The following is a 22,690-nucleotide window of genomic DNA, read 5'->3' as shown; positions in this document are numbered from 1 at the left end:
AATGCAATGTAAATGAGAAAGATTATCAGTTGCATTCAATGCACGGTTTTGACATAATGCACCATCTGTTAACCTTGTGGTCACGACCCAAACGCTGGCAAAACATGCAAAAACTTTATCAAAACTCGAAAAATATCGCCTTAAAGCATTGTTTATTAGCTATTTTTCTTATATATCCACTCTCTAGCGCCGCGACTACACCGCAAGCTGTTCAGCAATTAGATGCGTTGGTGCAGCAATGGTTAGCCTTAGAGCAGCAACAGCTACAAATTCAACAAGACGGCCAGCAGCGTAAGCAAAGCCTGCAACAGGGCATCAGTTTACTGCAGGCAGAACAAAAGCAGTTGCAACAAGTACTTGAGCGTAACAACAAGCAAAACAATGCCGTTGACGAAAAGCGCAACGAACTGCTCGCCCAGCAGCAGCAACTAGAACAGCAGCAACAGCAAGGCACAAAAAAAATTGCGGCGTTATTACAACAAGTACAAGTAATGCAACCGCAATTACCGCCACCGTTACAACAGTTATGGCAGCAAGAGCTAGATAGCTTGTCAGATAGCGCTGACAGCTCAATTAAATTACAACGGGCATTATTTTTACTGGGTAAGCTAGCCGAGTTTCAACAGCGGCTTAGCCTAGATGATATGACGCTAACTACCGCAGAGGGCCAACAAGTACGGGTGCGCCAGCTGTATTTAGGCGCCAGCCAAGCTTGGTTTAGTAGCGCTGATGGCAGCTACACCGGCATAGGTTTCCCAGCCAGCACCGGCTGGACCTGGCAGTTTGATAACAGCATAGATAGCGCACCAATACTTAGTGCCATTGCCATACTAGAAAAGCGTGCCCAAGCTGAGCTTATTAGCCTACCTATTCAGCTTTCTGGCGAAACATCTGCTCCTACCAGCGCGGCCGAACAGGAGAAAACGCCATGAAACCAAGCCGTTTTCTGCTTAGTATAAAACAGATTATTACCCTTACCGGTATGGCGTTACTGGCAACAACAACGCTAACTGCAGCGGCAGCCGATGTGAATGCCTCAGTACTAGCCGATATTCAAAAAGCCCAACAAACATTAAGCAGCACAGAAAAACAAATTAGTCAGCAACAACAGCAGCTCACTACGCAATATCAAGCGTTGCAGCAGCAAGTGCAGCAACTTAGAGAAAAAACCGCAGTGGCGCGACGGGCTGAAGATGAAAGCACGTTAGGCTTAAACCAGCTAACTGAGCGCTTAAAAGGTTGGCAAGATCAGCAGCAGTATCAGAAAAATCAGCTGGCCAGCTTTATTCGTCAGCATCATTTAGCCGTTACCGATACTAATCTGAATAACCAGTTACAAGCTGCCAGCGCTTATGCGGCACAGTTACAACATAGCCTTTATCCACAATGGCAAAGCCGCGATATTATTCAGCCAAATGGTGAATTAATTAATGCCAAGGTGCTTAGCGCTGGGCCCATTAGTTGGTACTGGTTAGCACAACAACAGCAGGGCGGTTTATTAGCTCATCGCAGTAATGATGCAGAAGTACCTACCGTTGCGCTGCCATTTAGCGATAACTCGGCGCTAGCGCAATTACAACAGCAATCACGCGCCGAGCTGATGTTTGATCCCAGTTTAAACAAGGCGTTACTGAAAAGCACTCAGCATGAATCAGCGGTTAGTCATATTAGTAAAGGCGGCGTTTGGGCGCTGCCTATTTTAGCTTTTGCCTTGGTGGCCTTAGTTATTGCGCTGCATAAAGCGTGGCAACTTTGGCGCTTACCACCTGTACAAAGCGCAAGCCTACCTAATGCTCGCGTACAGCACAGCAGTGGTTTTGCCCAGCAATTAGCCAGTTGTAGCGAAAAACATGCGATTGGCCAGCAACGTGACGACGCGCTATTTGCCGTGTTGCAACACAGCCGGTTAACGTTAGATGCGAGGTTGGGTGCTATTGCCGTAACCGCGGCTGTGGCACCGTTATTAGGCTTACTCGGTACGGTTAGCGGCATGATTGAAACCTTTAATATGATGACGTTGTTTGGCTCTGGCGACCCGCAAGTAGTATCGGGTGGTATTGCCCAAGCGCTTATTACTACCGAACTCGGCTTAGTAGTAGCCATACCGGCGCTGGTATTACATGCGCTGCTGTCACGCAAAGCCCGCAGCTATTACCACCAGCTTGAAGCTTTAGCCTTAAGCCTATCGCAACAGCCGTTACCTCAGTCCGCCATTACTCAGGAGCACGCAGCATGATCTCAATGTTATTCGACAACCTTGTTTGTTGGCTAATTTTAGCCGCAGCGCTAGGCAGCTATCAGCTGTTATTACAAGAATGGCTATTGCTGCGCCAAGGTAACTGGCAACAGTGCGGGCAATGGCAACAATTTAATACCGTACTTATTGCGAGTATGCCGTTATGCGGTTTGCTTGGCACCATTGTTGGTTTGCTAAGTGTATTTGCTGGTATGGCATCGGGTGGCAGCGGTGCCGCTGATTTAAGTGCAGGCATTGGCGAGGCACTATTTACCACGCAACTGGGTTTAACTTGCGCCATTCCAGCTTGGCTATTGCAGTCATCGGTTAATAGCAAATTAAACCGCGCGCGCATTAATCATCTGTGCCTGCAGGAGGCCTAATGCAGCAGCGATTAGGCCAGCGTTTAGAGCAACAGCAGCAGGGCATTGATATGTCGCCGTTGCTGGATGTGGTGTTTATTCTGCTTATTTTCTTTATTGTTACTACGGTGTTTGTGCGTGAAACCGGTGTAGACGTTGATAAGCCACAAGCCGTATCAGCCAGTCAACTTGAGCAATTGGTCATACTGATCGCCATTACCGATCAGGGCGCAGTATATTATGACGGCAGCAATATTGGTGTAGACGGCGTACAACCTACCGTTGAGCAGCTGTTACGTGAACGTACCCGCCCCGTAGTGCTGCAAGTAGACAAAACCGTACCCGCTGACTTATTAGTGAAAGTACTTGATGCCGCCAAACTTGCCGGTGCCAGCCAAGTAAGCCTAGCCACGGTAGCCGAGTAAGATGCACTCGCGTATACGTTTAATCGCCTTTGGTTTAAGTATTTTATTACTAACAGCCGCGCTCGGCATGATGTGGTATTCCCGCCAATTTCAGCCATTAGCCGAACAAAAGTTACTGGTGCGGCCAATTGATCTTGCTAGCCTACCGGTACCACCACCACCGCCGCCACCCAGCCCGCCACAACCGGTTACCACTTCGCCAGTACTGGATGTGCAAGTAAATACCCATAGCGCCGTGCAAATACCCACACCGGATATTACGCTAACGAAACCGCAATTAGAGCTCAACGCACCCAAACCACAGGTGCAGCAGCTGCAATGGCAATCGTTACAGATGGAAATAAATGCCTTTAGCCTTGATCAACTAGATGCACTGCCTGTGCTACAAACGCCGCTTAATGCCGTATTTCCACGTAGTTTAAGCCGACAGGGCGTAAAAAACGCTCGCGTAAAACTAGATATACTGATTGATGAGCACGGCAAGATCACCCTGCTTGATATTGTCGAAAACCCGTACCCTGAACTTAAACCTGAAATTGAACGCATTGTACGCAATAGCCGTTTTAGTATGCCAACTAAAGCTAACGAAGCGGTAAGCGCTCGGTTTATTTGGCCAGTAGAATTTAAACCTTAACTGCGGAATGGTTAAACGATGACATCTTTTTATAAAATCGCCGTATTCAATACAAAAGTATTAAAAACAGCAGTAGTGGGTTTGGTTATATTTGCCAGTTCAAGCTGGGCTAACACTTTACAAGTGAAACTGGCCGAGCCGGTTTGGCAGCTTATGCTAAATAATACCGCTATTGCTCAACGCACTGCCGCAGTTAGCCCAGTGGAACTTGGTTTTTCGCGCCAACTACAACCGTTATTACAGCAAAAAGATTATAAAGCCATTGCCGAGCTATTTAACCAGCGCCCGCTACAAACTGATAGCGCCGCACTGCAAGTGCTTCGTGGCCAAGTACTGCTGTCGCTACAGCGTTATGACGACGCCGTAACGGCCCTGCAAGCCGCACTAAAGCAGCAGCCAGATTTAGCGCTAGCACATCAAGCCATTAGCTTAGTGTTTATGCAACAGCAGCAATATACCCAAGCCCGACCACATTTAGTCGCGGCCATTAATTTAGGCGTTGCCGATGCCCAAGTGTATGGCCAGTTGGCGTTTATTAACCTACAAACCGCCCAGCCGGCCAGCGCCGTCGCGGGCTATCAACAAGCACTAATGCTTGAACCCGATAACAACCAATGGCAGCAAGGTTTACTGTATGCGCTAATTCAAAGCCAAGCGTGGCCACAAGCACAAGCGATGCTTGAACAACTCTTGCAGCAACAGCCTGACAATAAAACGCTATGGTTGCAGCGTAGCCAACTGGCGCTCAGCCAGGGTAATTCAAACCAAGCTTTAAGCAGTATTGAAGTGGCGCTGCGTTTAGGTGAAAACAGCGCAGAAAACCTGCTATTAGCGGCGCAACTACACCTTGCCCACGGTAGCGCCGAGCATGGTGTTAGCTTATTACAACGCGCCATTATCGCTGGTGGTAACAAAAGCGATGCGTGGCATACGCCATTATTGCAGGCCGTACAGTATCTAGCTTACCAACAACAATGGCCTGCCCTACGGCGCTTGCTACAAAAACCAGCGTTACCTGCTGAACGCTTAACGGTAAAACAACAGTCACAATTAGCCTTGGTACAAGCACAGCTAGCAACGGCAGATAAACAACCTAAACAAGCGCTAAAGGCCTTACAGCAAGCGGTAGCGTTAGACCCACTAGCCGGTGATGCCATATTGGCTTTAGCCCAGTGGTACGAAACTCAGGGCAATATTGAATTAGCCAGCATTAACTACAGCCGTGCCGCTACCATTAGCGAAGTAAAATTGTCAGCATTACAACGGCAAGCGCAACTGGAAATTAATCGGCAACAATATCAAATTGCGCTGCGCTTATTACAACAGGTACGACAATTAGCCCCACAACGCCAAGACATTGCTGACAACATTCGTAGTTTGCAGCAACTGGTGCGGCAACAAAGTTAAAACGAGATTAAATAGCAAGTTAGGCCACTTTCACCCAAGCGCAGAATGCAGTATGGTAACAGGCCATTAACGCACACTGCGCTTTATACTTTTATGTTATTCTGCGCTCTAGCTTGCTAAAAATCAGTCCTGAGTAACTGCAATGACCGACTTTATTGAAATTTATGACAACGCCCTATCAACTGATTTTTGTCAGCAACTGATCAACACCTTTGATACCAGCCCACATACCACCCAAGGTCGTACCGGTGGCGGTGTAGATTTAACAAAAAAAAACAGCACCGACTTATACCTGTTTCAGCATGCCGAATATCAGTCATTACTACAGATTGTTTTGCAGGCCACTACCCATTACGCCGCTGAATATTTCAAGAAATACCATTTTGCCTTAATAGGCCCGGTCGGCTTAACCATTAGTCATCCGCAAACCGGAAAACCAGTGGCTATTACTCAAGATAATTATGCAGAGCTGGGGGCAAATAAAGCGGTTGATTTTATGCGCGCACTGTATCGGTTAGGGCCAATACAGGCACAAAAATACCAAGCCGGTGTTGGCAACTATGGTTACTGGCACAGCGAAGTTTACCCGCAACAAGGCAGCACCGAGCCATTGCATCGTGCCCTATTGTTTATGTTTTATTTAAACGACGTGGCCGAAGGTGGCGAAACCGAATTTTATTACCAGCAAAAGTCGATTAAGCCTAAAGCAGGCCGCATGGTAATTGCGCCGGCCTACTTCACCCACACCCACCGTGGCTGCATTCCCATATCAAACGATAAGTACATTCTTACCAGCTGGATTCTATTTAACCACGCCGAGCAAATTTACGGCGCAGCAACAGCCTAAAGCGGCGGCTGGCCACTTAACAGCCAGCCTTTTAATTCCTACCTATTTTTCAGTAAATTAACTACCCACTGTAATTCACTACTTATTCAACGATTAATTCCAATTGTTGTTGCTTTACTCAATGGTAATAATTATCATTCGCCACATTGTTTACATAGCGATTTATTTCAGCTTTAAGCTAAACCTTTCCCTCAAGGAGTTTCCATGTTGTTTCGTTTAACCACAGTTGCTTGTGCCATTGCTGCAGCTTTTTCGTTACCCTTTGCCCAAGCAGAAAGCGTAACTGCAGCCAGCGCGGCAGCAGCGGATCACAATATAGAAGTTATTGTAGTAACAGCGTCAGGTTATGAACAAAAGTTGGTTGATGCCCCTGCCAGTGTGTCAGTAGTAACACGTGAAGATTTACAAAATAAATCCTTTACCAGCTTAGCTGATGCGCTACGCGATATTGAAGGGATAGACGTCGGCAGTGGCCAAGATAAAAACGGCAACATTAGTATTACTATGCGCGGTTTACCGTCTGATTATACGCTGGTATTAATTGATGGCCGCCGGCAAAGCGACGTAGGTGATATTGGGCCAAATAACTTTGGCAACAGTCAGTTTATGTATATGCCACCGCTTGAAGCAATTGAACGTATTGAAGTAGTACGTGGGCCAATGTCTACACTGTATGGTGCTGATGCTATTGGTGGCGTTATTAATATTATTACGCGTAAACAGCTAGATAGCACCCACGGCAGTATTACCGTTAGTAGCAACCTACAGCAAGATAGCCAATACGGTGATGACAAAAAAGCTGACCTTTATCTAACTGGCCCAACTGGCGCGAGCAGCTTAACCTATGCACTGCGTGGTAGTATTTACGACCGCGATGAAAGTGCGCCAACCTATAGTGCAAACTTGCCTTTGCCTGATGGCTCTACTTGGGTAGATGAAGGTAGCTTTGGCGATAAAAAAATTGTTGCAGCAAAAAACTGGAACCTAGGCGGCACGTTAAACTACGCCCTTAGCGAACAACAATTTATTAGCCTTGAATACGATATTGCCAAACAACGTTACGATAACACTGAAGGTCAAACCGGCACCTTAGACAGTGCAACTAGTTTATGGCGTGCTAGCGGTGCAGGTGTGATCCAACCTCGGGTGGGCTACACGCCATACCAGCGCGTAGAGCGAGAGCAATGGATACTGGCACACGTTGGCCGGTTTGATTTTGGTACACTAACCAGCAGCATTACACAAAGCCGCAGTGAAAACTTTGGCCGCTCTTTACCGCTTACCGTAGAAGAGCGCGGTGAGCTGCAAACAATATGGAACCAGCAAGTTATTGCTCAAGGTAAGAGTAAACCCGCTTTAACGCCAGCATTAGCCGAGCAATTACAGACGCAATTTTTACCGCGCCCTACCCGTACCCTGCAAATTGATAACTTAATTATTGATACCAAACTGGAGTCGCAATACCAAGATCATTACTTTGTGCTAGGCGCGCAGTACTTTAACGCCGAAATGGAAGATGGTGTATTTGGTATGTATGGCGACGGTTTTCGCGATGGTACCAGCCAAACCCATCGTCAAGTAGCCGTTTTTGCTGAAGATAGCTGGGAGTTTGATCCTGAGTTTACCGCTACCCTAGGTGCTCGCTTTGATAACCATAATATCTTTGGTGATCAATTTAGCCCGCGTGCTTACTTAAACTACCGACCAACTGAACAATGGACGGTTAAAGGTGGCGTAAGTACCGGTTATAAAGCACCTAAGCCTAACCAGCTATTCTCTGGTATTACCGGTTTTGGTGGCCAAGGCGTTAGCCCTTTTGTTGGTACGCCCGATTTACAACCTGAAACCAGCGTAAACTATGAGCTAGCCGCTTACTACAGCAATGATATGTTTAGCGGTAATATTACGCTGTTCTATAACGATTTTAGCGACAAAATTATTAATCAAGACAACCTGCCAAACTGCGAAACGGCCGCAGCAGGTACACCTTGCGTGGATATAGGCCCAGGCTGGGCAGAGCTTGGTTACAACAGCTTTACTCAAGCGGCTAACGTGGACAAAGCAGAAACGCGCGGCGTTGAGCTATCAGGTAAGCTTAACGTTACCGACAGTATTAGCCTAACGGCCAATTACACCTACACCGACAGTGAAGTTAAAAGTGGCCGTGATGCTGGCTTGCCCTTAGTTAGCACACCAAAAAACATGCTTAACGCTACAGTTAACTGGCAGTTGCTGGACGAGTTCAGCATGCAACTGATTGCTGAAGTGCGTGGTGAGCGTTTTCGCGGCACCGCTAATATCAGCGGCCCTACTGGCCCTGAAACCATAAGCCTGTATTACAAATCTTATGAATTACTGCACCTAGGTGCTAAGTATCAGTATTCAGATCAGTTAAGCTTTAGCGCGCGTATTAATAATCTGTTAGACGATGATTTATCTAGCCGTACCTGTTTATTGGCCGACACCCAAGACACTTATAACTGCACCGCCGATTACAATACAACAGAAAAAGCACGCAGCCTGTGGTTAGCATTAAGTTATAAGTTTTAATTCAGAAATAGCAGCACAACAAAACCGGTTAGCTAATGTTAACCGGTTTTATCATTTTTAAATGCGGAATATCGTCTTCTAAATAAGGCTCGCCGGCAGGCTTAAAGCCCAATTCTTGGTAAAACTGTTGCAGGTAACACTGCGCAGAAATATGAATATCGGTATTGGGCCATAAAGAATTTACCACCTTTAGGCTTTCACTCATTAGCACTTGGCCCAAACCTAAACGACGCGCGGTTTGCGCAACACAGACACGGCCGATAGCAGGAAAATCAGCAAAACCAATATCGGGTGCTAATACGCGAGAATAGGCGAGAACTTTATCGCCTTTTTGCAAAATAATATGCTGGGTTTGTGGATGTACGTCTTTGTCATCCAGCTCGGGGTAAGGGCAATTTTGCTCTACCACAAACACATCTACCCGTAGTTGCAATAAGCTATATAGCGTGTAAATGTTTAATTCGTTAAAGGTTAATACCTGCAACTGCATTAATACTGGCTCCTTGGCTGCGTAAAATATTACTATACCAGAGCCAGCTAACCGATGCTGTATGTGTATTAGCTTGAACGTGCCAGCGGCCGCTGTCCGTCGCGATGGCCCGGTTTGGCTACCTTGGGTTTCTTCGGTTTATACGGCTTGGTATTAAGCTTTATTTCAGGCACGGTATTTACCGGCGCAAAACCTTCTAACAGCGCGCGTGGAATATGTTGCTTAATTAAGCGCTCGATACCTACCAGCTCTTTGGTTTCATCGGCGCACACTAGCGAAATAGCATGCCCGGCTGCACCAGCACGACCAGTGCGACCAATACGATGTACATAGTCTTCTGCCACGTTAGGTAATTCATAATTTACAACCTGCGGCAGCTGATCAATATCTAAGCCGCGCGCAGCAATATCAGTCGCAACCAAGGCACGCACTTTCCCAGCTTTAAAATCAGCTAAGGCTTTGGTGCGCGCATTCTGGCTTTTATTGCCATGAATAGGCGCAGCATTAATGCCGGCAGTTTCTAAATGCAGGCTAAGTTTATTCGCCATATGCTTAGTTTTGGTAAAAATAAGCACCTGTTGCCAGTTATTATCCAGAATTAACTTGGTTACTAATGCCGCTTTACGGTTTTTATCAACCGGATAAATAAGCTGCTCTACGCGCTCCGCCGTGGTGTTTTCTGGGCTAACTGATACTTCCAGCGGATCATTTACTAAACCTTTGGCTAATTTACGAATGTCCGCAGAGAACGTGGCCGAAAACAGCAGGTTTTGTCGCTTCTTTGGTAACAAAGCCAGCACTTTTTTAATATCATTAATAAAGCCCATATCTAACATACGGTCGGCTTCATCTAATACCAGCACTTCCAGTTGCGTAAAACGCACTGCATTTTGCTGATACAAGTCTAATAAACGGCCTGGTGTTGCCACTAAAATATCAACGCCACGGCGCAGCGCCATCATTTGCGGGTTAATTTTTACACCACCAAATACTACCGTACTTTTTAACGGCATATATTTACCGTATACAGCGACACTTTCTGCAACCTGCGCGGCAAGCTCACGCGTTGGCGTTAAAATTAATGCCCGTACTTGGTTCGGCTGCACTTTAGGGCCGTCATTTAATAAGTGTAATAATGGCAATGTAAAGCCAGCAGTTTTGCCAGTACCGGTTTGCGCGGCAGCCATTAAGTCTCGGCCAGCTAACACCGCAGGAATAGCCTGCTGCTGAATAGGAGAAGGTGTAGTGTAGCCTTTTTCAGCAATGGCCTTTAACAGTGCTGGTGCTAGGTTTAAATCAGTAAATTGCATGCGATATCCCGCAGTTATTGCTGCGAAATATATCTGCCGCAGCTGCAGTTGTCTCTAAAACAGAGGGCGCGTATCTTACAGTAAATGTGCGAACACTGCGAGTAACCATTACGCCAGCACCAACTTTACACTGTCGACTTTGTTTACAATTGTATTTAAATGTAAGGCACGAAAGTTAAGCAAAACCAGAAAATACAGCCAGTTAAAACTCTGGCATTAATTATGCTCTATCACGCTTAGAATACACAACGCATCACAATTTATACCGAGGTTTATATGAAAAGCTTTAAACGGATTTTACTAACAACAGCTGCCTTAGCCTGCTTTTCATCGCAAGCCACATTAATGGTTACCTACGGTGGCCAAGCCGCTACTGATGGCTCTGGCTTAACCAGCAACTATATCGACCCAAGTAATTTATTAGATCCTGCTAATGGCTTCTTTATTGAAACCTTTGACAGCGCTACGCAAATGGTAGGTTTTGGTGCAGGCAGCACCGCCTATAATGACGTTAAACAAAGCGGCCAAAGCGGCTGTGCGGTCAACTCATTATTTGCTGGCTCAGCAATTCAAGTGTCAATGTCGGGTTCAGATGCCTTTAACACTCGCCAGGGTTCTGCCGGTTATGCTGCTGCACCAGCTAACGACAACACCTGTTTTGGCTATACACCAGCCGAAGGTGGCAGCTTACCGTCATCAATTACTATTGATTACAGCAGCATTCTTGCCTCTGGCGCAGGTATTAATTACCTAGGCGTGTACTTTGGTTCTATCGACGTTTATAACTATTTAGAATTTTTTGATGGTAATGGCGATTTAATGGATACGCTGACTGGCCCACAAATTTTAGGCAATAACGGTGGTGTCAGTGGTAATCAGATCGCACCGGGTTCAAACGTGTATGTAAATATCGATTTTACCGGCACGGGTTTTACCAGTTTCCGTTTCACTTCAACCGGCGTCGCTGCTGAATTTGATAACATTGTAGTTGGCACGTCTAATCGCCCAACTCAAGTGCCAGCACCGGCGAGTTTATTATTATTAGGTGCAGGTTTATTAGGCCTTAGCCGTCGTAAAATTTTCGGCTAATCTAATTAGCTCAAAAAAAGCCAGCTTGCTGGCTTTTTTTGTTATTGCCCCGACAATAATGCGCAACGACAGCCACCGCTTAGCTAAAACACAGGTCGCTTTATTCAACTACTAAGATCAGGTATTGTAAGCACCTAACTTATCGCGGAGACGCCTGCTTGCGTTCATCAACTTTGTCTGCTGACAGCAGTTTTATGCGCGAATTAAAACGCTTGCTACAGGCACTTACTTCGGTAGCTGACGCGGATAGCTTAGTCAGCCTAATTAATGATATGCATCACTTTATTCGCATGACTAATAATATGCCGGTTAGTGATGCCGTGATCGCAAAACCAGAACTAATGCCGCAATTAACTTTTTTAGCTGAAAAGGTGTTGCGCTTAAGCGAAGGTAATAACCAAGCTGACACCTTAGTGCGCTCGGCACGTTTATTAGGTAGTCTGCAATTAACCGCTCCAGACTCACCGAGACGTTGGCGCGAACTGCAATTTGGTTACAAACTACTATACCGTGCGGCGCTAACACTGCGTTTACTTGAGCATGCGCTTGAGCATAAACTACTAACCGATAACACGTTATTGCACCATTATACTGCTCGCCGCTTTGCCGACGATACCTGCCCCTTTCGTGTAAACGTGCAGCTACCACTAATAATAGCGGTGATGCTACTAGATTGTGGCCAACTGGATATTGATGCTATTACGCTACTTACTGGCTATGCTGGACAATATGACGCTAACCGCAGCATGCAACACCAAGAACGACAGCGCTACCTTGCAACGAGTAAGGTGGCAATGGCTCGATTACTGGATGAGGCTTTACAACTTGTGCCCTATCGCGGTAACAGTAAGCGAGAACAACAACTGCATCAGCTGCAACAACAAAATAATATAAAATTTATTAAACAGTTATTAAGCCAGAGCATTAACTCGGATGGCCCACTAGCCCCTTTACTTAGTCTCCCTCAGGTGTACAGCTCTATTGTGCTGCCAGGTAGAGACCGCTACCAATATGAAGCGCTACCTAAAGCCAGCTTATTATTAAAAGATGGGGTCAATCGTGGCCAATTTCCAGCTAACTGGGTTCAGCAGCTGATTAATATCGTCGGTATCTTTCCGCAAGGTTATGGTATTGCTTTTATACCTACTCAGCATGACAGCGGCTACGCAGAAAAATACGAGCTAGCAATAGTAAACCAGCTATACCCAGCCAAATTAGCTGAACCCTTATGCCGCATTGTCAGCCGCAACTTACAATATCGCCGCGGCGGCCATAATTGTCAGGTTAGCCTTGCGCATAATTTATATTTTAAACCCGCACGTGATCGGCTATCAGTTATTCCCACTGCGCGTTTAAAAGAAATTTTAATGCAGCTTAGCGCCGACTGGGAGCCCGGCCAGATTCGACGGTTTTTACCGCGCTGCTGGCAACCACAGCAGTTTTTTAGCCAAAGCACACATCAAAATTTATGGAACCAAGCACCAAACCCAATAACTTACGCCAAAACAAAGTATTAAATAAACTCCATAATATTGCACTAATTCACTTGTATTACTGTCGCCTTTTGCGCAGGATCCCACCAAGCTATTAAGGAGTCTTTGATGAGCAACATATTTAAACGCAGTAAAGCAGCCCGCTTAATTATGATGGTACCGGCAGCCGGTTTAGTATTAGCCGGTTGCAGTGAAAAGCAGGTAGAAGTGCAGGTATTTAATAGCCCTGACGAATGTGCAGCCTATTATAATCCGCCGGCAGAATGTAAAGCCGCTTTTGACGAAGCACAAACTCTGCACCCGCAGGTCGCACCGCGTTACGCCAGCCAGCAAGAATGCGAAACAGATTTTGGCACTGGCCAATGTGAAAATGCCCCCGTACTGGCGGCAAACAATACTGAGCAGCGGTCACAAAGTCAGCAAAGCAGCGGTTTCTTTATGCCGATGATGATGGGCTTTATGGCTGGGCAAATGTTAAGCCGTGGCGGAATGGCAAGCGCACCAGCGCAACCAACAGCCAGTGCAGCACGCAGCGCTGTCGCAACACAGCCGCTATATAAATCTCGTGACGACCGCAATACCTTTCGCACCGCAAGTAATACTGCTGTAGCGTCAAAACCCGGTGCCACTAGTGTGCGCCCATCTGCGGTACAACCTAAACCGGCAACACTGGCAAAACGTGGTGGTTTTGGCTCTCAAGCAGCCAAGCGCAGTGCTAGTAGCACAGGTGGTTAATTAGCGATGAAACGAGTAAACAGCACCCCACGCCCTGGCTGGCAGGCGTTTGCCGAAAGTGTTGGCTTTAATTTCCATACTTTTGACGGTGAGCCATACTGGGATGAAAGTGCTTACTATCAGTTTAGTTTGCAACAAATAGAGCACGATTTAGAACAGCCAACTGAAGAGCTACATCAGATGGCGCTTGATCTGGTTGCCGACATTGTTACTAGCGAGCAACAGCTACAACAGCTCGCTATACCTGAACAATTTTGGCAGGCAGTGCGTGACAGTTGGCAAAATCAGCAACCGCATTTATACGGCCGCATGGACCTTAGCTACAATGGCAACGGCCCAGCTAAGTTGCTAGAGCTAAACTACGACACGCCAACATCGTTATACGAAACGGGCTTTTTTCAGTGGGTATGGCTAGAAGATCAATTAATGCGCGGCGCGCTACCTCAGGGTGCAGATCAGTTTAATTCATTACAAGACAAGCTACAGCAGGCCTTTGCCGAGCTTAATCTGGCACAACCCTTTTACTTTGCTAGCGTCGCCGACAGTACCGAAGATAGAGGCACTGTTGATTACTTAATGGATATTGCGCTACAAGCTGGCGTAAATTGCCGCTACATTCAGCTGGAACAACTAGGCGACATTGACGGCCAATTGGTCGATTTAGACGGCTTTCCTATTCAAGGTTTGTTTAAGCTGTACCCATGGGAATTTATGCTGCAAGAAGAGTTTGCCAGCACGGTTATCAGCAGCCAAACCCAGTTTATAGAACCGCTATGGAAATGCTTGTTGTCAAATAAAGGCATACTGCCAATGTTGTGGCAAAAGTATCAAGGCCACCCTAATTTATTACCAACATTTTTCGATGACGGCAGCACATTAAAACATGGCTGGGTGCGCAAGCCTTTGTTCTCACGCGAAGGGGCCAATATCGAATTAGTAACCAACAGTGGAAAATTATTCAAACAAGACGGGCCTTATACCGATAGCGGCTATATTCGCCAAGAGTTAGCGCCTTTACCAAAGTTTGCTGATAGTTATGCGCTAATTGGCAGCTGGGTAGTTGGCGACAGTGCCGCCGGCATTTGCATTCGCGAAGATAACAGCTTAATTACCAAAGACAGTTCGCGGTTTTTACCACATATTATTCTCGATTAACCTTAACTATCTGAGACAGCAGGTTGTTTTAACCTGCTGTTTACGGCTAACCACGATAACTTTTCTTATTTCCCTACAACTTAAAACAGCATATTTATGCGAAAAGCATGGATATAAAACCAACCGTATTTTAAAATGCAAAAACTATACTGGTGTTAACGTTGGCGTTTTTGCTTCAAGCTGCCATCTTTATATCTTACAAACCAACTCTCTTTGCTAAAAGGACACCTGCTACCCGTGCGAACTACTGAACTTGTTTCCGGTTTTCGGCAATCCGCCCCCTATGTTAACGCGCATCGCGGCAAAACCTTCGTCGTTATGTTGGGTGGTGAAGCCATTACTCAACCTGGCTTTCGCAGCATTATTAACGACATTGCCCTACTAAACAGTTTAGGTATAAAAATAGTCCTGGTTTACGGCGCAAGGCCACAAATTAATGCCGCGTTACTACAAGCGGGGCTTGAGCCGGCTTACCATAATCGGATACGAATTACTGATGACGACTCGTTTAAGCTAATAAAACAGGTTGCCGGCGCTTTGCAGCTTGATATAACCGCACGGCTATCTATGAGTTTAAGCAACACACCGATGCAGGGCGCACAAATAAACGTGGTTAGCGGCAACTTTGTCATTGCCCAGCCGTTAGGAGTAGATGAAGGGGTAGATTACTATCATAGCGGCAAGGTACGCCGGATTGATGCGGCAGGTATTCGCCGCCAGCTGGACAATAACGGCATAGTGTTAATGGGGCCAATAGTAGCGTCCGTAACCGGCGAAAGCTTTAACCTTACAGCCGAAGATATTGCCACCCATGTCGCAATAAAACTAAAAGCCGAGAAGATGATTGGCTTTAGTGAAATTGGCGGTATTTTAGATGAAAATGAAAAAATAACGGCTGAACTAATGCCAAATGCCGCTGAGCGTATATTACAAAATATGCAGCAGCAACCGATTGATTGCCCTAGCACTATGGCATTTTTACATGCCGCTATTACCGCTTGCCGCGCTGGTGTGCCGCGCTGTCACTTAGTAAGTTACGACGAAGATGGTGCCTTACTGCAAGAACTATTTTCTCGCGACGGTATCGGCACACAAATTGTCACTGAGTCGGCAGAAAAGTTACGCGCCGCTACTATTTCCGATATTGGCGGTATTTTAGATTTAATTCGCCCTCTAGAGCAGCAAGGCCTGTTAGTGCGCCGCTCTCGTGAGCAACTAGAAATGGAGATTGATCAATTTACCTTGATTGAACGTGATGGCTTAGTTATTGGTTGTGCCGCACTGTATCCCTTTACAGATGATAATGTCGGCGAATTTGCCTGCTTAGCCGTGCACCCAGATTACCGTGATGCCGATCGTGGTAGTTTGTTACTAAAAAGCATTATTCAGCAAGCGCGCCAACGCAAGTATGAGAAATTATTTGCTCTTACCACGCGCAGTATTCACTGGTTTTTAGAGCAGGGTTTTGAATTGCTAACAGTAGAAGATTTACCCGCACAAAAAAAGCAGCTGTATAACTATCAACGCCGTTCAAAAATTTTAGCAATTACCCTGTAGTTATTTAGTCAGCGTTTTAGCTACCTGCACGGCGACATTTTTACCCAGTGCCCGTGCTGTAGTCCATTTGCCACCCGATACGGTTAATAATTGGCCTTGCCAGTTTAGTTGGTATTCACGGCTGGCTCTGCTTGCGTCGGCACTACCACCAAGTAAAGGCCGCACACCAGCAAAATCGTCCAATACCGCTTCAGTCTGTTGCTGGGGTTGAAAGTAGTGGTTATATACCTTCAGTAAGTAATCTCGCTCTGCTGCAGAGCACTGTATCGGCTCATTTAGCTGTTGACGCACTTCAGTAGTACCTAATAAGGTTTTACCTTGATAAGGTAACACAAACACAATGCGCGCCTCTCCTGGCACTTCAAGCATATGGCCGTAACGGCTTATTGCGGGTAGTAGCAGATGACTGCCGCGCACCAAGTCTAAAGGCTGTTGCGGTAACGAAGATTGCTGTAATAACTGCTGGCTCCAAGGGCCAGCCACATTTACTACGCGATCAAACTGCTGCCAGCCGGTTGCTAGCAGAATTTTTGCCTCTGTTGTTACCTGCAGTACTGGGCTATGTTCAAATAACATTGCGCCCGCTTTAGTGCATTGTTCCGCCATCCACAAACCTAGCTTGGCGTCATCCATCTGACCATCAAAAAATAAGTAGGCACCCTTCAACCCCTCAGGCTGTAACTGCGGTGAACAGCGCAGTGCTTGTTGCGGCGTTAACCAACGATGCCGACCAATACCTTTGCGCCCAGCAAAACTGTCGTATAACCATAAACCTATTTTTAGTTGCCAACGGGCACGACGAGAATCTTGATATAACGGATATAAGATTGGCAGCCTGCGGGTAAGCTGTGGCGCTTTTTTTAGCCACCAGCGCCGCTCTTGCAGCGCTTCACGCACTAAACGAAACTCTCCCTGCTCTAAATAGCGCAAACCGCCGTGCAATAATTTAGACGAGGCTCGGCTAGTGGCCTGCATTAACTTGTCTCGTTCAAATAGGCTAACGTCATGCCCTGCCAAAGCCAGTTGCCACGCACTGCTTAAACCATTGATACCGCCACCTACAACTGCAATTTTCATTGGCAACCCACCTTAATTAGCTAACGCGATATCATCTCGATGCACCACGGCTTCGCTGGGACAAAAACCTAAAACGTCTGCAATTCTTTGGCTGTGCAGACCTTTAATTAACTGCAGTTCAGTGGCGCTATATTGGCTGATGCCTTTGGCTAATTGCTTACCGGCATTGTCGCATAACCAAATTGCATCACCCTTATCAAACTGCCCATCAATGCTCACTACGCCTTTAGCCAGCAATGAGGCACCTTTATGCAATAGTGCTTGGGTTGCGCCAGTATCAAGCATAATACTGCCTTGGCTTTTAAGGCTGTGTAATAGCCAGTGTTTTTTCGCGCTTAGCCGGTCCTGTTGTCGCATAAACAAGGTGCCGGCTGGTTTGCCATGCAACAACGCATCAAAACTATCTGCCTTTTGCCCGTTTACTATTAACGTATCGATACCCTGGCGCGTCGCTTTGTCGGCCGCTTGAATTTTTGTTAGCATGCCGCCAGTGCCAATAGCATGGTGGCTACCTCCTGCCATGGCATATATATCGGCATTAATTTGGGCTACTTGGGCGATAAAACGTGCATCTGGCGTGGTACGCGGGTTTGCCGAATATAGGCCGTCAATATCAGAACAAATAATCAATGCATCAGCATCAACAACTATCGCTACCATCGCAGCCAAATTATCGTTATCACCCACTTTTAGTTCAGCCGTTGCCACGCTGTCGTTTTCATTAACAATCGGCAGCACTTCGTTAGCAAGCAAAGTACGCAAGGTATTATCAATATTTAGGTAACGTCGACGGTTAGCAAGATCATCATGGGTAAGCAAAATTTGCGCGCAGCGAAAATCAAATAAATGGCTCCAAGTTGCCATCATTTCTGTTTGGCCAACCGCGGCCATAGCTTGCTTAATATTAATCGGCAACGGTTGATGTGGAAATGCTATTGCGCCCCGACCAGCGGCAACACTACCTGATGACACCAGCACTACTTCGATGCCTTGCTGGCGGCATTCACTAATAAAGCGAGCAATAGCTAATAAATAACGAGTCGAACAGCCTTTTGCGGTAGGAGAAATTAGCGCACTGCCAACTTTAATAACAATACGCCGCCAGCCAGAATTTAACATAACACACCTAAATGCTACCCTTGTAGCAGCAGCTTAGAGCGTAGTTTTAGGTGTGTCTATTTAATTCGTTGTACTTGCCATAGCAATTTCACAATTGCCCGCGGTTAAATGAGTAAAACCACCATAAGCGGCAATAACTAGCTTATCTTCGGTTAATTTTTTCACCTGCCAACTTACTTGGCCACTACCAAAAGCCGGATGATCAATAACAAAAGAGCCGGGTGATTGCCTGATTTGATATTTAAAGGTATCTAAACGCTGACCTTGGGTAATATGCTGCACCATCTGTCGATCGCTAAAAATCCAGGTTTTACGTAGGGCATTGTCTTGTTGCACTAGTCCATCTGCAACGTTGGACGTGCCTACTTCGCACCAACTTCCTGAAATCAAGTTATCGACAGCGCCTTTCGAGTTCTCAGCAAAACGGATATCTAGTTTTACTTCGTCACCTTCGCGGCACGGCTCACCTTGAAACACAACCTCGCCAGCTGCGTCGGTACACTTATAGACGTCGGCCAAAACTGGCTTGGTCATAAAAATTACACTTAAGGCGATGCCTAAGCCTAAAAACTTGTTCATTGCTAAATCCTTTTCCCACCTTGGCAGCACTGACAGATAACTAAACTCATGTACAATACTGAAAAACCGTTAAAAAGTGAACGAAAGCATTAGAAATAAACAAAGATTAACAGCGACAAAGTCACTTGCTGATATAGTTCAGCGCAAATTCAGTAGACTTTACTAAAGTAGTGTCTAAATATTGCTAGGAGTTACATATATGCGCAGCTCAATTTTACTCGTTTCATTAGTTTCAGCAGGCCTTGTTCTTTCGGGTTGTGCCTCAACCGAATACTCAAATACCAGTAAGGGTGCAGCCATTGGTGCTGTTGCCGGTGCGGTAGCAGGTAAGGCTACAGGCAATCATAAAAACAAGCGCTTAGCTATTGGTGCCGCAGTAGGTGCTTTAGCCGGGGCCGCTGTCGGTAGCTATATGGATAAGCAAGAAAAAGCCTTAAATGATGAGCTTAGCGGCACTGGTGTTAAAGTTGTTCGTGACGGTGATAAATTACGTTTAGACATTCCTGCACAGCTAACGTTTGATATTAATCGTTCAGATATTCGCTCTAACCTGTTCCCCGTACTTAACGATATTGCCAAAGTATTGCGCGATTACGAAAAAACCATGCTGGTTATAGCCGGTCACACAGATGATACCGGCGCCTATCAGTACAATATGAATTTATCGCAGGCTCGTGCCAATAGCGTAAAACAGTATTTACTGGCGCAAGGTGTGCAAGAAGTCCGGGTCGAAACTCAAGGCTACGGCCCTAATTACCCAATAGTGCCGAATACATCAGAGGGCAACCGTGCATTAAACCGCCGCGTAGAAATTCATATTGAGCCTGTTGTTAACTAAAGTTGTGACTGCAAAGCTCAAACAAAAACAGCGCCTTTAGGCGCTGTTTTTTATCGGCTAGCGATTAGAAACGGTAAGTTACTTTACCGTAAATATATTGACCGCGGGTATTATGCACTTTTGACGCATAACCGTACAAATCGGCATCACCATCACCAATAACAAACGGTGGGTCTTCATCCAATGCGTTGTTCATACCCAATACTAATTGTAGTTTTTCACTGACATTGTAACGTCCTTGAATATCTAACAATACTTGTGCATCAATGCTACGCGTTTTAGTTGACTCAACCTCGCTAGGCGGAGCATAGTCTTCGAACTGTCCAACATAACTCAAACTTGTCGTAACGCCCCAATCCCCGTAACTCCAATCAGCTGATGCTAACCAACGGTTTTTCGGATAGTTATACTCACCAGCGTAGTCTATGCCATTTTTTTCAAATTTATTGATATAAGACCAGTCTAAGCTAAACCGAACCAAGCCCATATCTTGCAGCGTTAAGCGATACGATGTCGATAAGTCTAAGCCGGTCGCTTCTTGCGAGCTAATGTTCACATAGCTGTTGTACAAACGCGACAAATCGCCTAAAGCTTGGCCAGGCAGTGCAGGTAAGCGCACACAAATCGTGCTATTTTGGTTATTACACTCTGCGTTATAGACATTTTGATAATCGTTTTTATCGATTTTATTATCTTGGGTGATGCTCCAGATATCCGCAGTAATGTCAAAATCTTCGGTTACTTGCCACACCGCGCCTAAGTTATAGGTTTCAGATTCTTCTGGCTGTAAGCCTTCGCCGCCGACAAACACTATGGTGTAGTCAGTAGAGGCACAACCTGGATTAGTTGCATCCGGAGTTGGACAACGATAAGTGTCAACAAAGAACAACGACTCTTGTGATGGGCCTAAGCCAATTTGCGCCAACGACGGAGCGCGGAAACCCTGGCCAAATGACGCGCGTAGCGTAAAGTTATCTAGCGGACGCCACTGCATCGTTAATTGCGGGTTAAGTGTTGAGCCAAAATCACTGTAATGGTCATAACGACCGGCCACTGTGAATTCAAGCGCATCTGATATGGGCACCAAGAACTCAACATAAGCGGCATACTGATCGCGCTCCGCCTGCGCTGATACTGATTCAGTACCAAAAATTAAGCCGCGTTGAAATTGGTCATCGGGTTGGTCGAAAGCATCTTCTTTTCGGTATTCCACACCCGCAGCCATCGATACCATCTGACTACCTAGTGCAAAGGCTTCGCCACTAATGCTCGCATCATATGAGGTTAAATGCGACGCGCCCCGACGCACTAACGACGTCGTAATTGCATCAATCACCTCCGGAGAGTTATAAGCGCCACCAAAGGGGTTATAATTACCTAGGTTAATTTGTTCTTGCAGAAAATCTGTCCGCACCCAGCCTTGCTGCTTGCTACCCGTTTGCATTGATTCACTGCGGCCTTTTTGCGCAGAAATGTCCCAATCCCAATCATTGACTGTACCACGCAAGCCAACTACCAGTCGCAAGGTGTCAGACTCAATACTCCATTGTCGCGCTCCAGCATCAACGGTACGGAAACGATTAATACCAACGTCGACACCAAACGGATTATTAGGGTGTGCCGCAGGCACAGTGAGACCGGCATCAGCATCTAGAGGTGTGGGTGCGCCCATAGCTTCAGAACGGTTATGCTGCACCGCCAACTCGATATAACCTTGCATATCATTGCTAAAATTCTGGCTAGCTTGCAACATTGCGCCTAAACGTTCTGCTGCCGGAACGGCATAACCGTAAGGTCCATAATCAAACAAACAGTTAATGCCGGCTGCGCTACCGGCAGGGCAACCTGGATCTATCGTTGTTACACCGTTAACCACAAAGTTACCCGGAAACCCGCGTGATGAACGGTTGTCATCACCACCATAGGGTTCTTGGTTCGCCGTGCCAAAACGGCCCATCTCACCTGCCGTTATTGAGGTGTTTTTAAAATAATCCAAAATTAGAGTAACATTCGAATCTTTACCCTGGGTGCCCCAAACAAAGCTACCTGCGGTTTCATCATAGCTTGGTCCTGTGGTGCCACCATGACTTAGGCTAACTTCTGCGCCCTCGAAGTCTTTACGCATAATAATATTAACAACACCAGCTACAGCATCAGAACCATACACTGCCGACGCGCCGTCTTTTAAAATTTCAATGCGCTCAATAGCCGCAACCGGAATCGAGTTAATATCAACAAAGGAATTAGCGATATTTTCCGCAAACGCACTTACCGCAACACGGCGGCCGTTAATTAGCACTAACGTTGCGTCTGAACCAAAACCACGCAGACTGATCGCCGCACCACCGTTAGCGGTTGAGTCTTGATTATTACCTCGTGTAGAAAATGTGCCTGTACCTGCAACCGGAGTGCGCTCTAATAACTGCTGTAAATTAGAAAAGCCTGACTTAGCGATGTCTTCACGACTAATAACATCAATAGGCGCAGCGCCTTCTAAATCGTTACGCTTAATACGCGAGCCGGTAACTTCAATTCGTTCAACTTGCTGTGCTTTTGCCTGGTCATCACTTTGCTGAGCCAATGTTAGTTGGCTGTAACACAGCGAGCTTACTGCTAGCGCACAAAGAGAATATTTAAATGACTTATTCATAATCATCCTTTCTTGTTATGTATTTGCTACTCACTGTTTTCTACAGTGTATCTGTAGCACCATTTCTTATTTTTAACATGTTCGGTTTTAAAGTTATCACAACGATAACCTAAAAGTTACTTTAAACTGAATTAAAC

Annotated in this window: 20 protein-coding genes; 14 read left to right on the top strand and 6 right to left on the bottom strand. The window is 46.1% G+C overall.

All coding sequences use genetic code 11. The annotated features are described in order from the left end of the window. The first annotated feature begins 56 nt into the window (after positions 1-56). The 8 genes from E0Z06_RS00900 (at position 57) to E0Z06_RS00865 (ending at position 8,461) form a co-directional block, all read left to right on the top strand. The gene (locus tag E0Z06_RS00900) at positions 57-932 is read left to right on the top strand and encodes a DUF3450 family protein (RefSeq protein ID WP_165907359.1); all 876 of its coding nucleotides are present in this window, start codon (positions 57-59) and stop codon (positions 930-932) included. Continuing rightward, entirely contained in the window at positions 929-2,236 is a 1,308-nt protein-coding gene (locus E0Z06_RS00895; protein WP_132581043.1) for a MotA/TolQ/ExbB proton channel family protein, read from the top strand. The genes E0Z06_RS00900 and E0Z06_RS00895 overlap by 4 nt, the downstream gene beginning before the upstream one ends. After that, on the top strand, positions 2,233-2,619 hold the full coding sequence (locus tag E0Z06_RS00890; RefSeq protein WP_132581041.1) for a MotA/TolQ/ExbB proton channel family protein: 387 nt from the start codon (positions 2,233-2,235) through the stop codon (positions 2,617-2,619). The genes E0Z06_RS00895 and E0Z06_RS00890 overlap by 4 nt, the downstream gene beginning before the upstream one ends. Continuing rightward, a complete protein-coding gene (locus E0Z06_RS00885) occupies positions 2,619-3,023 on the top strand; it encodes a biopolymer transporter ExbD (RefSeq protein WP_132581039.1) in 405 nt (134 codons plus the stop codon). The genes E0Z06_RS00890 and E0Z06_RS00885 overlap by 1 nt, the downstream gene beginning before the upstream one ends. 1 nt (position 3,024) lies before the next feature. After that, positions 3,025-3,657, top strand: a complete 633-nt coding sequence (locus E0Z06_RS00880) for an energy transducer TonB (RefSeq protein ID WP_132581037.1) — start codon at positions 3,025-3,027, stop codon at positions 3,655-3,657. Between the two features lie 18 nt (positions 3,658-3,675). Further along, positions 3,676-5,064 (top strand): tetratricopeptide repeat protein, encoded by a 1,389-nt coding sequence (locus E0Z06_RS00875; protein WP_132581034.1) that lies wholly within the window; start codon positions 3,676-3,678, stop codon positions 5,062-5,064. 142 nt (positions 5,065-5,206) lie between these two features. After that, positions 5,207-5,911: a 2OG-Fe(II) oxygenase gene (locus tag E0Z06_RS00870; RefSeq protein WP_132581032.1), complete on the top strand. Its 705-nt coding sequence runs from the start codon at positions 5,207-5,209 to the stop codon at positions 5,909-5,911. Between the two features lie 204 nt (positions 5,912-6,115). Continuing rightward, complete coding sequence (locus E0Z06_RS00865) at positions 6,116-8,461, top strand: TonB-dependent receptor (RefSeq protein ID WP_132581030.1); 2,346 nt, start codon at positions 6,116-6,118, stop codon at positions 8,459-8,461. Between the two features lie 28 nt (positions 8,462-8,489). Here E0Z06_RS00865 and E0Z06_RS00860 read toward each other — a convergent pair whose 3' ends face one another. Beyond that, on the bottom strand, positions 8,490-8,951 hold the full coding sequence (locus E0Z06_RS00860) for a GNAT family N-acetyltransferase (protein WP_132581028.1): 462 nt from the start codon (positions 8,949-8,951) through the stop codon (positions 8,490-8,492). Positions 8,952-9,019: 68 nt separating this feature from the next. Further along, the gene (locus E0Z06_RS00855; protein WP_132581026.1) at positions 9,020-10,261 is read right to left on the bottom strand and encodes a DEAD/DEAH box helicase; all 1,242 of its coding nucleotides are present in this window, start codon (positions 10,259-10,261) and stop codon (positions 9,020-9,022) included. Between the two features lie 276 nt (positions 10,262-10,537). Here E0Z06_RS00855 and E0Z06_RS00850 point away from each other — a divergent pair, with 276 nt between their 5' ends. The 5 genes from E0Z06_RS00850 (at position 10,538) to argA (ending at position 16,290) form a co-directional block, all read left to right on the top strand. Further along, positions 10,538-11,350 carry a PEP-CTERM sorting domain-containing protein gene (locus E0Z06_RS00850; RefSeq protein WP_132581024.1) on the top strand — a complete coding sequence of 271 codons (813 nt, stop codon included), beginning with the start codon at positions 10,538-10,540 and terminating at the stop codon, positions 11,348-11,350. 158 nt (positions 11,351-11,508) lie between these two features. Next, a complete protein-coding gene (locus E0Z06_RS00845) occupies positions 11,509-12,867 on the top strand; it encodes a hypothetical protein (protein ID WP_132581022.1) in 1,359 nt (452 codons plus the stop codon). A gap of 84 nt (positions 12,868-12,951) precedes the next feature. Next, positions 12,952-13,578 (top strand): DUF1190 domain-containing protein, encoded by a 627-nt coding sequence (locus E0Z06_RS00840; RefSeq protein ID WP_207903114.1) that lies wholly within the window; start codon positions 12,952-12,954, stop codon positions 13,576-13,578. A 6-nt stretch (positions 13,579-13,584) separates the two neighbouring features. Continuing rightward, entirely contained in the window at positions 13,585-14,733 is a 1,149-nt protein-coding gene (locus tag E0Z06_RS00835; protein ID WP_132581018.1) for a glutathionylspermidine synthase family protein, read from the top strand. Positions 14,734-14,970: 237 nt separating this feature from the next. Next, positions 14,971-16,290, top strand: a complete 1,320-nt coding sequence (gene argA, locus E0Z06_RS00830) for an amino-acid N-acetyltransferase (RefSeq protein ID WP_132581016.1) — start codon at positions 14,971-14,973, stop codon at positions 16,288-16,290. On the opposite strand, the gene E0Z06_RS00825 is transcribed toward argA, so the two are convergent. From E0Z06_RS00825 to E0Z06_RS00815, 3 genes are read right to left on the bottom strand one after another with little or no spacing between them, the layout of a single operon-like run. Then, the gene (locus E0Z06_RS00825) at positions 16,291-17,367 is read right to left on the bottom strand and encodes a glycerol-3-phosphate dehydrogenase/oxidase (protein ID WP_132581014.1); all 1,077 of its coding nucleotides are present in this window, start codon (positions 17,365-17,367) and stop codon (positions 16,291-16,293) included. 12 nt (positions 17,368-17,379) lie between these two features. Further along, positions 17,380-18,486 (bottom strand): glutamate 5-kinase, encoded by a 1,107-nt coding sequence (gene proB / locus E0Z06_RS00820; protein ID WP_132581013.1) that lies wholly within the window; start codon positions 18,484-18,486, stop codon positions 17,380-17,382. Between the two features lie 60 nt (positions 18,487-18,546). Continuing rightward, positions 18,547-19,065 carry a DUF4124 domain-containing protein gene (locus tag E0Z06_RS00815; protein ID WP_132581011.1) on the bottom strand — a complete coding sequence of 173 codons (519 nt, stop codon included), beginning with the start codon at positions 19,063-19,065 and terminating at the stop codon, positions 18,547-18,549. 199 nt (positions 19,066-19,264) lie between these two features. On the opposite strand from E0Z06_RS00815, the gene E0Z06_RS00810 reads away from it, so the two are divergent. Next, positions 19,265-19,903, top strand: a complete 639-nt coding sequence (locus E0Z06_RS00810) for an OmpA family protein (protein ID WP_132581009.1) — start codon at positions 19,265-19,267, stop codon at positions 19,901-19,903. Positions 19,904-19,967: 64 nt separating this feature from the next. Here the strand turns inward: E0Z06_RS00810 and E0Z06_RS00805 are convergent, their stop codons facing one another. Then, a complete protein-coding gene (locus tag E0Z06_RS00805) occupies positions 19,968-22,553 on the bottom strand; it encodes a TonB-dependent receptor (protein WP_132581007.1) in 2,586 nt (861 codons plus the stop codon). Positions 22,554-22,690 lie beyond the last annotated feature (137 nt).

It is taken from the genome of Rheinheimera sp. D18, assembly GCF_004345025.1.
In the GTDB taxonomy this organism is placed as follows: Bacteria; Pseudomonadota; Gammaproteobacteria; order Enterobacterales; family Alteromonadaceae; genus Alishewanella; species Alishewanella metallidurans.
This window is presented reverse-complemented; position numbering and strand designations above follow the sequence as displayed.